Origin of the sequence: Mycobacterium sp. ACS4331 (genome assembly GCF_001667265.1) — a bacterium.
In the GTDB taxonomy this organism is placed as follows: Bacteria; Actinomycetota; Actinomycetes; order Mycobacteriales; family Mycobacteriaceae; genus Mycobacterium.
Genome location: NZ_LZHW01000079.1, coordinates 1 through 13,287 on the forward strand (window position 1 = coordinate 1; position 13,287 = coordinate 13,287).

Here is a 13,287-nt window from a genome sequence, read left to right on the forward strand (position 1 = left end):
GGTGCCCTTCTTAATTACGGCGGTTCAACCGCCCTTTCATAGCTTCATTACGGCTTTCCCCCAATTCAAAACCCCCCCCTAACCCCCCGTTTTTCCCGCCCTCCCCCGGGCCCCGGGGGGGGCCCCCCGCAGGGGCCCGTCGATCGTGCTGATCACTCGGAGGTTTCGGTCGTCTTCTTCTTTGGCGTGACGGCCTTCTTCACCTTGTCGACGGCCTTGTCCACGGCCTTCTTGACGTCGGCACCGGCCTTTTTGAGACCGGCCTCGGCCTTCTTGACCGCGTCCTTCACCGGCGTCCTGCTGACGGACTGGGTGGAGTCCGTCCCGTCCGTCGGGATGAGTTCATCCTGGGCACCGGGCTTTTCGAGGCGATCCCGCAGGTCATTGGTGAGATCCGTCGCCCGCTCGGAAAGCTCATCCGCGCGGTCCTTGGCCGCCTTCACGGCCTTACCGACCTCGCGCTGGCCTGCGGCAAGCTGCGTCTGCTGTTCGCCGAAGGAGGGCTGCTGAAGTTCCTTCGGAAGCTTCGGTTCCACGGCCCCCACCACGCCGGTGAGGAACTTGCTGACACCCTTGCCAACTTCGGAGCTGACCTTGGTGATTGCGTCACCGACCACGGGCACGGTCTTCTGCCACGCCTCCTTCAGTTCGGCCGGAAGCGTCACGTTGAGCGCACCGAGAAGCTTCTCCACCTGCCCAAGGAAGCGACCGTTGATGTCGGTGATCTCGGCGCCGATGCCGGCCCCCAGGATGCTGATGACGTCACCGGCCAGCTGTGCCTTCTGGGCGCGGGTCATCGTCTCGGTGCCGAACAATGTCGGAACGTGCATCTGGTCCAGCGTGCGGTCGTAGGTGATGGTGCCGTCGGCCTCCACCACCCGCTCCCAGTCCGTGTACGAGACGTTGGTCAACGTCTTCAGTAGGGGCTCCAGGGCGTCGGCCAGTGGGGTGTTGATGTCCGTCCCGGTTGCGGCGCCGAGCGCACCGGCCACCAGCCGGATCGGTGACAGCAGCGGCAACTGGTCAAGGGTGACGGTGCCGTAGATGGTGCCGTCGGGACCGGTGTAGCTGTTGAAGTCCAGTCCGCTGTCCTCGTAGTTGACCAGCGCCGACGCCAGGTTCACCGCAAGCAGCGCCGCCACCGCCGAGTTCGCCCACGCCACCGGGCTCGCCGTCACCGGAGCATCGGAGAGCAGGTCGTACTCCCAGGTCAGATCGGTCTTGATGGTGATCACCATGGGCTTGCCGTCGGCGCTCTCCATGATCGCCACCAGATTGCCGAGGTCATCGAGTTGGATGTTCGGCGCCCCACCCTCACCAAGCAGCAGCTTGGCGATGTCCAGGCCCTCCAGCCCCTCCGGCAGCACATTCTGGCTGTCCGGAGACACCGGATTGACGCCGGTGAGCTCCTGATAGATCGGCGCGAAGCGGGCGTACAGACCGCCGTTGGCCCGCCCCGGATTACGCAGCAGGGTTAGCGTGAACAGGTGAAGGTCAAGCACACCACCCGGAATCTCGGTGTACGCCGGGTAGCGCGGACTGCCGTCCGGATTGGTCGGCATGTCCGGGAAGTTCAGGTCGCCGGGCAGCGGGTAGGACGTGATGATCTCGTCGAGACCACCATTGCCGACGGTGTGGTTCACCTCCTGTACCACGGGATTGCCGTTCGCGTCGGTGGTGATCTTGATGTAGCGGCCGTCGGTCTGCGGTGCTCCGGCCTTGACCTCGCCGGAGGTCACCGCGTCGATGAACTTCTGGTACGCCAGCCCGGCCGTGATGGCGCCGTCGCCGTAGCCGATCAGATTGGTGTTGTAGACGTAGGTGGTCCAGTTGAGCAGGGGCGCAAGGAATCCCAGGTCGCCGGACAGGTAGTACGCCAGATCACGCGTGGACATGCCCGTCAGCGCACTCAGATCGGACAGATCGATGTCCCCGCTGAGCAGTGCGGCCAGGTCGAGATCCTCCAGTCCGGTGATGTCGTCGGTCGGTGACACCCACTGCCCGAAGGTGTTGGTGGTCCAGCCGCCGGGCAGCCAGCCCTCAACGGGTTGCGTCTCATAGATCTGCTTGGGGATGCTCGGGTCAACGGCGGCTTCCGCGCGGTCTTCCCAGCTCTCGCCGGGAATGCCGAACTTGGTGCGGTCGAAGGAATAAGGGACATTGCCGATGTTGATTGGCTTGACGAAGCCTGTCAGAGCATTCCAAACGGTCGTGGACACACCGTTTGGCCTCGCGATTCCAAGAGCCCCGAGAGGGTCGTTGATGACCACGGGATACTGCCCTGTGTATACCCCGGTCTTGAGGAACGCATCGAGCTTGACGGGGTCGTTCTTGAAGGGATTGTCAATGGTGACAGTCGTTGTAACCCCTTCAGCCACCGGCTTGCCAAAAATCTTCTGACTCGACCAGGGTCCGATCACGCTCGCCAAGCTGACTCCGAAGTACCCCTTCGTCCACCAATCCGGCTGTGCCACCGCGTAAGAGAACGTGACGTCAATCTTGTCCGACGCCAAGATCTTGTCCCGGTCCTCCTGCATGACCTCAGCCAGTGCGGCCTCGAAAGCCGCCTGATACTCCGGGTTGTCGACCAACACCTGTTCAGTGCCGACCTGCCCCCACGTCCGCGGCGTGTAGTACTGGTCATTGTCGGTATCCGTCAGCTCGCCGAGATCCAGCTGAGTCAGCAGCGTGGCCAATTCAGCCGCGGACAGGCTTCCGACATCGATGTCGCCCAGTTCCAACCCACCCAGATTCGGGTTGTACCACTGCACCCACACCGGCTTCAGGTCAACGCCGCCCGTGCCCCACCCCACGAGGGTCACAACCGGCTTCTCGCGGTCCTGCACGATCGACTCGTAGATCGTGTCGGCATCGTTCTCGATGTTGTTGACGCCGAGCCAGTCGGGCGCCCCGACGATGTATGTCGCGGCCTCCGCCGTGAACGGTGCGACGCTGACAGCCATCGCACTGGCCAAGGCCACGCCAGTCAATGCGACCTTGGCGGCATTCCCCTTCAATGCGGTTGCTGTGATAGCCCTACTCTTTGCAGCCGCCTTCGCCCGCGCGCGACGCTCCCTACGGTTTCCCAGATCCCCGTTGACCATTCCCCCCGGCCTTTCTCAGTTTGTTCTCAGCTTGCCTGAGGGACGCTAACACTCCATTGACGCGGATGCTTATTTTCCAGGCCCAAGCAGTGGCAACTGTTTGCGTCATCAAACTGATCGGTCTGGCAAACTGGGACTGCCGCAAAGCAGGGCACCCAAAACCTTTACCAGAACTAAGGGTCGACCGGATTCGCCGGAAGTGGCCCCCACGTCGTAACACCCACTACAACCGGTGTCATTAGGCGAAACACACGATTCGCTGAACGTCAGAATGATCGTTGCCACTGCAAAGTTCGAGTTACGAGACGACAACAGCCGTTCTCACTTGAAGATCGCCCACAGCTAATGTCCAGCAGAACCGTTTGTAGCAACATTCGTCTCAGATTGCACAACGTCCATGTTTGCGAGCCGCCAGCTCTGCGAGACGGGGGGTGAAAGCAAGGCAGCCCGAAGGGGGAGCTCAGATGAGACCGGCCCAGGATCTCGCCGCGACCAACGGGATCGTCGCTGGGAGACGCTCAGTCCACCCCGGGACAGTTGCTAGCTCAACCACTCCACGAACTGAGCGGAACTGATCACCGGGGCAAAGAAGTTGTTGATTCGCTCGAATGCGGCAGGCTCCTGATCGGGCCGAACGGCGCCCGTGGCGTCACCGATGACAATCGGCAGCAGGCCATGGTCGCGCGCCGCACGCGCGTTGCCCTCGACGCACCAATCCAGGTGGATGCCCGTGATCACCACCACCTCGACTTTCTGCCTGGCCAAAGCCCCGGGGAGGTCCGTGCCGACAAAGGCTGTCTGCAGTGCCTTCTCGAAGAACTCGTTGTCTCCGGGCTCCACCAGTTCACGAAGCTCGCCGACAAGCTCGTTGTCCCAGGCGATCTGCTCCGGCGTGGCATCCAAGTGCCCGGTCCACCCGGCATACTGCACACGATCGAAGTCCGTCTGAGGATACTCGCCGCGGAACACCGTGTAGCCGATCCAGTTGAAGGAGCGGAAATTCGGCGCCTTTCGTGCGGCCTGGACGGCCTTCACCGTCGCCTCAAGGCTTCCACGCAGCGCGTGCCCCTCCCCGTACTGCACACCGCCGGGCTTGTACAGCGAGTTCGACTGGCTGATAGACAGAAACGCCGCCGGGCGCGAGAGGATCTCGCGGAAATTCAACTGCTGCCACTGCGGTGCCAGCGGTGGAATGGAGGCGACGTTCGAGGCGGGAAGATCTGCGTCGAGGACCACCGGTTCCAGTGGGGTGGTCCGAGCGGCGGTGTCAGAGACGGCAGTCATACCGCGATCATTCCGAAGCGGCCGTCCCGTGCCGAGCCTTGGACTCGTACAGATTGGAAAGAGCCCCCGCCGCGTGGACGGGGGCTCTTTGTCGTCAAGCGCTCATTCGGTGTCGTTCTGCGGCGCCTTCTTCGGCGGCGTCAGGGCCTTGCGCACCTTCTCGCCCGCCTTGTCGACGGCCGCCTTCACCTCGGCGCGGGTCTTCTCCACCCGCTTCTTTGCCTCATCGGCGGCCTTCGCCACGCGCTGTGCGGCCTCGTCACCGGCCTTCTTGAGCTCGGCCCGAGCCTGCCGCACGGATTCTTTGAGCTTGGCCTTCTCGGCCGCTCCCGGCTTGACCCCTGAGTCGTCGAACGACGGCAACAGCGCACGGGGATCCTCGACGCGGTCACGCAGTTCGTGGGCGGCGTCGCGCGCCTCGGCCAGGGCCTTACCGACCTGACGCTGCACATCGGCGATCTGCGCCTGGGTGGGAGGAGGCGGCAGGGCAGGCAGGTGGGCATCGATTTCACGGACGTACTTCGTCACGCCGTCGCCAATCTCCTTGGCCCGCTCGGTGATCGAGGTACCCACCGCGGCCAGGGCCTGGTTCAGCTCCTCCTTCTGCGCTGCAGTCAGTTCGATGTTGAGCGCCTTGGCGAGTTCGGCTGCCGCCACCGGAAGCACCTCGTTCAATTCGGTGCCCACGCCGCGGCCCAGCGCGGTGATCAGGTCACCGGCCAGGTAGGCCGCCTGCTCGCGGGTGAGCGTCGGCGTGCCGAACAGCGTTGGGACCCCCGCCTGGTCGAGCGTTCTGGTCCAGGTGCCGTCCTCGTTGCGGACAACATCGGTGTAGGCGCTGTTAACCAGGATCTTCAGCATCGGCTCAAGCGCATCCGCGATCGGCGTGTTGATCGAGTTCGGATCCTGGTTCTGCAACGTGCCCAACACCTGGGCCGGCAACCGCAGCGGCGCCAACAGCGGCAGCTGATCGACCGGGATGGTGTAGTAGATCGTCCCATCCGGACCGACATGGCCGCCGTCACCGAGGTCATCGAGGTCGACACCGGTGAGCAGGTTGGTCAGCATCAGCGCCGAGGCCACCGAGTTCGCCCACGCGATCGGATTGGCAGTCGCCGGCGCGTCCGAGAGCAGGTCGTACTGCCATCCGACATCCGCCTTGAGGGTGACGACAATCGGTTTGCCGTCGGCGTTTTCGAGAACCGCCTGCAGATTGCCGAGTTCGTCGAGGCTGAGGTTACTGGTGTCGCCCTTCAGCAGGTTCGTCAGCAGCGCAGGATCGACGCCCTCGGGCAGCACGTCTTGGCGGTCGGGGCTGACGGGGTTGACGCCAGTGAGCTCTTGGTAGATCGGCGCGAAGCGCGCATAGAGTCCACCGTTCACCCGGCCCGGGTTGCGCAGCAGCACCAGCGACAGCACCGTCATGTCGAGAACACCTCCGCCCTGGGCGGATTCGTACGCCGGCGGCTGCCCCGAGCCCGGGTACACGACGTCAGGCAGGTCGGTCGGATCGTTGGTCTCCTGAACCGTGATCAAGGTGACTTGGCCCTGGTCGTCGACGAACACGATCTTGCGAGGCCCGGTCAGCGCCGCACCGACGGCGTAAGGGTCGTAACCCTCGTGGGTCTGGCCGTTGACGCTGTCGATGAACGCCTGGTACGCCTGCCCCGCGGCGATGGCACCGTCCCCATAGGCGATCAGATTCACATTGCTCAGGTACGCCGTCCAGTTGAGAAGCGGTGCAAGCGCACTCATGTCGCCGTTCTGCAGAACATAGGCGGCATAGGCCAACTGCCCGGCGGTCGGAAGATCCTCGATGTCTGTCCCCGTCACCCACTGCCCCGCGGTGACCGTCGTCCAGTAACCGTCCTTGATGACGCCGTAGTCGGGAACCGTGATGCTGATGTCGATCATCTTGGGGATGTCCTTGACGGCGTTCAGGGCATCCTGCGTCGCCTTCTGCTGAGCGATCGGACGAGCCTTGTTCTCGGCGCAGGTCCGTCCACAGTTCCAACTCAGTGCCTTCACCGTCTCGGCAGCAAAATGCGCCGCGTACGCCGCGTTGTACGCCGTGTCATAGGCGGGCTGGTAGATCGGATTCACGTCCTGGTAGGTCTCGGTGTGCGACCCGGTCTGCCCCACCTCGGGCAGCGTGTACTCAGGCACACCGTCGACCCAACGCACCCAGACCGGACGCAGATCGACACCGTCGGTTCCCCAGCTGATGAGCGGGTTCCTGTCCTTCGCCGCGACGATCGCATTGTTGATGGCGACGGGGTCAGACGGCAGCACCGACCCCTCGCCGATGGGCAGCCAGTCGGGGAACCCCACGAAATAGGTCTGACTCGACGCCGCGTTCGCCGCGATCGGCGTCAGGCCGACTGCGACGGCCGACATCGATGCCGCACCCGCGAGTGCCAGCTTCTTCATGCGTGATCTCCGGTGTGCCATGCCGCCCTTTCAGGTTCCTCTCAGCTTTTTCCTAAGCGATTCTGAGCTAGTCAGCTGCATGAAGCGAGCCTGAAGCGGCATGGCCTAGGTCACTCATTGCACATTCAACTATTTTGCGGAGCGAATCTGCCGCCGCTCCATAACTGAAGTTACGTCGGTGCCACGGCGAGGCGCGGAAACCGCGAACCCGCCGGCCATTGCCATAAGGGGAGGATTGGGTCTACCCGCCCCGAATCATGTGTGGTGGACGCCAAATTCAGGCATCAGAATTGGCCGCAGAACTGATTTGCCGCCTGCCCGAACGGGGAATCTGCGTGAACCCGACGTCGCGGCCGACCGCACACACTCGGCCTGAGCAGGCACGCCATGGGCTCGCTGAAAAGTTGTTGCTGTGGGAGCGACCCAGGTGGGGGCGAACGCCCAGGGTCGCGTAACAGGAGGACGGCCGCCAATATCTGTCCACCTGTTCAGATGTTCATGGTAAGTTGGTGCCCACGGGCCGGCCGCGGCTTTGACGTCGATGCAGCACATCAGGGGTCACGCCATCACGGAGGTGGCGCCGCGGCCGGCGCACACTCACTTCAACCTCCACCTCGCGGCGTTCGCGGACCCAGATCTCCATCAGTGCCTGCGACTCCCAAGCGATTGCCGCCATGGTCACTGCGTCGCTGAGACCACTCCCCCGTGGGCGCGAAACGAAGCCTGGCTAGTCGGCGTCATTCGCAGGTGCCTTGTTCGGCCCGCTGTCATCACCCGTGCCACCATCGTTCGACTGGTCGCGATCCTCATGCATGAGGGTTGTTCCGCCAGAGGGCGTTTCGTTGTTGATATTGACACGGTTGAAGTCCACGCCGCCTTCTCGGTGAGCACCGATGCGGTCCGGAGCTGACAATTCACCGGCAGCGCTCACTCTTTCGCGCTCCAGCTTCCGCTTCAGCTCCCATACCGTTGGCCGCTTACTCACGGTCTGGCCAGTCTCCGGGCCGCCTGCAGGCAGACTGCCGGCTGTGACGGCCGAGTCCGGCTCGGCGGGATCTGAGCCGAAGTCCGCCCGCTCGATCGCAGCAGCCCGCAAGCCCGATGACTCCTCATCGAACGACTCGGTGGTCCCGGCGGCATTCACCGACTGCGAGCCCGAACCCGCACTCGTCGCTTCAAGCACGCTGCCGATCAGCTCCCCCACGGCCCCCTCAGCCGCATCGACGATCGGGGAGGCGACCTTGTCGGCGGCCTGAATGATTGGAGCGACGACGGGAGCGACCACCTCCTGGCGCTTGCGGAGCTCAGACTGGCTGGGGTCAGGCAATTCTGGGAGCACCGGCCCGATGGCGTGCAGGAAGTCCGACACACCGTTGCCAATCCCTCGGCTGATTGTGGTGATGGCTTCGCCCGGCAATCCCAGCAGTTGCCCCAGCTGTTGCACCTGTTGCTGCGGTACCTGGATTCCCACCGCTCCGAGGAGTTGGACAACACCGCCGAGCACACGTGTGAGCACATCGGTGAGCTCGTCTCCCACCCCCCGCCCCAACGCAGCGATCAGATCGCCGGGCAGATACAGCGCCTGATCCTTTGTCAGAGTGCGGGTTCCGAACAGTGCTGGGTTGCCGAACTGGTCCAATGTCCGGTCCCAGGTCCCGTCCGGGTTGCGGACGACGTCTGTGTAGGCGATGTCGGTCAGGATTCGCAGGAACGGTTCGATCGCATCGGAGAACGGGGTGTTGATGTTCTGCCCGGTGACCACGCTCAGCAGCTGAGCCGGCAGACGGAGCGGGGCCAGCAGCGGCAGTTGACCGGCCGAAAGTGTGTAGTAGATGGTGCCGTCGCGAGGGTCGATGAACCCTCCCCCGCCAAGGTCATTGAGATCAAGGCCCACTAGGTTCGCGATCAGGAACGACGAGGCGATCGCGTTGGCCCACGCGATGGGATTGGCAGTGGCCGGGGCGTCCGACAGCAGGTCGTACTCCCAGGTGACGTCCGCCTTGAGGGTGACGATCGTCTTCTTGCCATCCCCGTCATTCGTGAGTGCATTCAGCAGATCCAGGAGGTCCTGGACATCGACGTCGCTGACGTCACCGGTGAGGATCTTGGTGATCAGTTCCGGGTCGACGCCGATCGGCAGCACGTCCTGGCGGTCCGGCGTTACCGGGTTGACTCCGGTGACCGCCTCGTAGATCGGCGCGAACCGAGCGAACAGGCCGCCGTTGGCCCGACCCGGATTTCGCAGCAGGATGAGCGACAACAGCGTGATGTCAACGACGCCACCGGGTTTGACGATGTCGTAGACCGGAGACCCCTGAGGCGGCATGTACCAGGAGGGGACATCGACACCGAACGGCGTCTGGAGATACAGGCCTTCCCGAATCTCCTGGTACACCGGATTGCTCGGCTGGCCGGGAACGCTGATCTCCCTGGGGTCAGTGTGGGGCGCTCCCGCCTCGATGTCGCCGGCGCGTACCGCGTCGATGAAAGCCTGATATGCCGCTCCCGTCGCGATGGCCCCTTCGCCAAGACCGACGAGGTTGACGTTCTGCAGGTACCAGGTCCAGTTCGTGAGCGCGGCCGCCACGTTCGCGGCGAGCGCCTCCTCCGGAAACTCCAGAGCGTAAGAACGGGGATCGACCCACTGACCCCGGAGCGGGGTCCAAGTCCGCAGGGTGCCGTCCCACCAATTTCCCGTCGTGTACCAGTCCCCAGCCGACTTGCGCCATACCGGCTCGACCTTCACCGGTGGCGTGTGGTCGAGACCGAGAAGCTCGGTCGGCAGACCCGTGTAGAACAGATCGTCCTGTGCACCGACGAGCGCCTCGGAGATCGCGTCGGGGTTCGACGGAAGCGTTTGGATCGGCCCGAGCAGACCCTGGATCGGTAGCCACCCAGGGATGCCCACCACGTAGGTCTCACTGATCGCAGCATTGGCCACCGCGGGCGTCAGGCCAACAGACACCGCAGTTGCTGTTGATACACCGATGAGAGTCAGTTTCTTTGCCCGAATCGCACGTCTACGTCGTCCATGCGACCGAGTAGATGCGGAATGCCTGCCAGACATATTCCCCCCAATACGCATTCAGCGAATTCCCAGGAACTTAACATCGGAATTGACGTGTGGGCAACAACTCGGTCGACCGTCTTCCCATTTACTTGTTCGCGCAATAACTGACGAATCCCCCTTCGGGTCGCCAGATGCCGCGGAGAGCCGCGATTATGGCAGGTGAAGGCGCAAATCCAGTTTGGGGAATCCATACAGAATCAAGGACAGCTGTGTCGAATTTCCCTCCCGATAAACGTCGACAGAATCTCACCTCGATGCCCGAGATTCAGCGCTTTCATGGCCCGGACGAAGTCCCAGGAGAAATGATCTTGAAAATCCCCCGAGTTGGCCAAGTGATCAGGCGCGGTCCACCGCCCAGCGTCCTCAAAAATTTACGAGAGCCGCCTCTTTGGTTGTTTATGACTTTGCTGCATGTCCACCAACGGGCGCTCACCGCGTCCGCTGTTCAGCGGGGAAGCGCCTCAGCTCGAACAGCCCGTCTCCCAGCGACCCCACTGCAGTGCCACCGTACGACGCTGGCTCATGGCCACTGCCCGCGTCAGTGGTCGCGAAAGAGGGAACCGCCCCCGGCGATGCCGAAGGCGGTCTCCCAAACCACGTGTGCGTTACGCGGCGTCGCTCTTCTTGTCGTTCTTGTCTCCGCGCAGTTTGTTGACGCCGTTGTCGATGTCCTTCTGCAACCGCTCGACGCGGTTGTGGACATTGGCACCAACCTGTTTCGCGGCTCCGGCGATGTCACCTTCCGTGAGCTTGTCGCGGACCAGATCCGCGCGCTCGGTGGCCTTACGGAGGCTGTTCTGCGTCTTGGTCACCTGCTTCTCAATGCGCTCCCCCGCCTCGGCCGCGGCGGCCTGCAGCGCTTTTCGCGGGTTGAGTGCGTCGGCGACCTTGGCGGCTCGCTCGACACCTTCGGGGTTCGTGAAGAGATCGTCCACGACGATGTCCTCTGGCAGCAGCTTGTTCTCGCCCGCGCCTACGACGTCCTGCGGGGATTCGGACCGCGCGGCCGCCGAGAACCCGTTGTCCTGCACCGCATTTGTCGTAAGGAGCTCAGCCGCTCCCCCAGCGTCTCCGCCGACGAGTCGGTTGAAGGCGCGGTTGCCGTCCATGAGCGGACCGGACAGATCGATGCCGAGGCCGCGGATCTCGTCACCGCCGCTCGAGATCAGGCTGTCGGCCTGCGCGGCTGCCGCATCGAGCTGCTTGGCGAACGCCACCACAGCAGCATTGCTGTCGACCGCGTCGAACAGCGGATTCAGTTGGTTCTTCAGTTCCAGCAGGGCCTCGCGAACAAATCCGGCGACGGCCACGGTCAGCGCGTTTCGATAGACCGCGTCGCCGATCGCCGAATTGCCGAACAGCGTGAGCTGCTGGGCCTCCGGATTCAGCAGATTCCCGGTGAGGCCCGTCGAAACACCGTCGCCGATCAGGGCATTGAACAGCGCCTGCGGCGCCTGCAGTCCCGCTTCGAAGCTGACCGGGTTGGTCCAGAACTTCGCTTGAGTGCCGCCCTCGTCGAAACCACGGACGAATGTGGGGATCTGACCGACACCTGCGCCGCTCAGGTTCACATCCTGGTAGCCCATCGCCACCAGCTGAGTCAGGAAGTCGTTGAACGATTCGCTGCCAGGAGTTGAGATGTCGAAACCGGGGAGATAGCTGATGGTGCGGGGCAGGAACTGGAACGGCTCGAGCAGCGGTAGGTGTCCGGAGTCGTAGGTGATGTAGAGGTTGCCGTCCTGCCCGACGTTGGCGTGGAACAGATCGGTGATGTCTCCCGACGCCAACAGCTGCAGCACCGTGTCCACACTGATGTTGCCGCTGGCGATGTCCTCCACCACTCCGGCCAGCTGCTCGACGTTCTGAGGAATCAGATAGGTCGGCATCAGCGCGCCGGTCACCGAGTTCGCCCAGGCCGCCGGGCTGAAGATCGTCGAGGGCGCGTCGGACATGATGTCGTAGGCCGCGGTGATGTCCCAGAAGGTGACGTTGCCGTTGCCCCCGCGGCCGTCGACGTTGGACATGTTGATGCCGACCAGGCTCGACAGCGGCGTGAGCATCGCCAAGATGCCGCCGCCAGGGCGCGAGGTGTTCCGGATCGGAATGATCAGGACGACGGTCTTCGCGAACTGTTCTTCCTTCAGGAACGACGGCGCGGCGATGGCCGCGTTGGTGCCGCCGAGGCCGAAGGTGGGGATGATCGCGATGCGGTCGGCGGACGAGAAGAACAGGTCGATGTCCAGCAGGGTCGTGGGCGGGATTCCGAGCCACGGGATGCCTGGGAGACTGACGTTGATTTCATCTTCTGCGCCCGGCACATTCAGCGGGAGACTCTTGACCAGATTAAGAATCGCGTCGAGGTCCTCGGGCAACACCCCGCCCGGAATCAGATCCGTGTTCGCCATCACGGATTTCAGCACCGTCAGCAGCAGTTGGGTGCCGACATCTCCTTCGAGGCCGGCGACGGCATCGTAGGTTCCGGCGGGCCCGAGCGCGGGAACGGCGATCTCCGGGAACGCGAGGGTCAATCCGGCCGACAGGCCCAGCGCCGGAATGTCCAGACCCAGCCAGTCCTGGAGCCATTCCGGCAAGTCGATGTCCGGCAGGACCCCCGGCGGCAGGATCTCAAGCCCGCCCTGCGCCGCCTCGAACGCCGCCGCCAGTGAGTCCAGGCTGGCGCGGAACGCCTCACCCTGTGCACCCGGGATCAATGCGGCGAGCGCGCCCAGCGTTCGCAGCGCTCCCTCCGGGGTGCCGGCGCCCAGCGCCTTCGCGATCTGCGCGCCCGGGCCCACCGGGAAGATCCCGATGGAAGCGGAGAGTGCGACGTCCTCCGCCAGCGTCGCCGCCACCGTGTGGTCCCGGTCCGCGCGCACCACGTTCGACGCAACATACGTGCCGCCGACGGTGAGCGCCGCGGTTGTGGCCATCGCCGCAACGGTGACCGCTGCGGTCTTCGCCATGGCCAGCCTCGGTGGGGTGGGGGCTGAAGTCATCGTCGACTCTCCCGTCGATTTGTGATCTGGCTTACAGGGTGGCGAAACTGTAGCAAACTACTTCAGGTTTTTCGAAGTTCTTTGCCAGCTCGCCCATATCTGGACGGAAATTGCAGGCCACATACGTTCTTTACCTACGGTAACGAATCATCACGTCGCCCTGAACACATCAAGATCAACACCTTGCGACAACACCAGCAACAAAAGGTCAACTTATGCCAATCGTTTCTGTGTGACAGGAGCCGTGGCACAGACGACGATGGGCCCCCCCCGGGGGGGGGGGCCCCGCGCCGCGGAACGGGGTCGCGGAAGGGGTCAGCCGGCTGCGGCCAGCTCTCTCTTCGGAGTCCGCCTCTGTTCCTTCTCGGCCCGCTTCTCCTTGGCCTTCTCCGCCGACTGCTTA

At 63.7% G+C, this 13,287-nt stretch carries 5 protein-coding genes; all 5 read right to left on the bottom strand.

All coding sequences use genetic code 11. The annotated features are described in order from the left end of the window. Window positions 1–152 precede the first annotated feature (152 nt). The 5 genes from A5727_RS18970 to A5727_RS18990 all read right to left on the bottom strand — a co-directional run bounded on the left by A5727_RS18970 (window position 153) and on the right by A5727_RS18990 (window position 12,884). Window positions 153–2,981 (bottom strand): PE-PPE domain-containing protein, encoded by a 2,829-nt coding sequence (locus tag A5727_RS18970; RefSeq protein ID WP_157521461.1) that lies wholly within the window; start codon window positions 2,979–2,981, stop codon window positions 153–155. 663 nt (window positions 2,982–3,644) lie between these two features. Then, entirely contained in the window at window positions 3,645–4,388 is a 744-nt protein-coding gene (locus tag A5727_RS18975; RefSeq protein WP_068253136.1) for a cysteine hydrolase family protein, read from the bottom strand. Between the two features lie 102 nt (window positions 4,389–4,490). Beyond that, window positions 4,491–6,818, bottom strand: coding sequence for a PE-PPE domain-containing protein (locus A5727_RS18980; RefSeq protein ID WP_068253139.1), 2,328 nt, complete (start codon window positions 6,816–6,818; stop codon window positions 4,491–4,493). Window positions 6,819–7,545: 727 nt separating this feature from the next. After that, entirely contained in the window at window positions 7,546–9,783 is a 2,238-nt protein-coding gene (locus A5727_RS18985; protein ID WP_197507699.1) for a PE-PPE domain-containing protein, read from the bottom strand. Window positions 9,784–10,493: 710 nt separating this feature from the next. Beyond that, a complete protein-coding gene (locus A5727_RS18990; protein ID WP_157521462.1) occupies window positions 10,494–12,884 on the bottom strand; it encodes a PE-PPE domain-containing protein in 2,391 nt (796 codons plus the stop codon). Window positions 12,885–13,287: the final 403 nt, after the last annotated feature.

Bases quoted from the DNA above. Each gene is read 5' to 3' on its own strand.
- A5727_RS18990 (WP_157521462.1), bottom strand. From the start codon at position 12,884: ATGACTTCAGCCCCCACCCCACCGAGGCTGGCCATGGCGAAGACCGCA.
- A5727_RS18980 (WP_068253139.1), bottom strand. From the start codon at position 6,818: ATGAAGAAGCTGGCACTCGCGGGTGCGGCATCGATGTCGGCCGTCGCA.
- A5727_RS18975 (WP_068253136.1), bottom strand. From the start codon at position 4,388: ATGACTGCCGTCTCTGACACCGCCGCTCGGACCACCCCACTGGAACCG.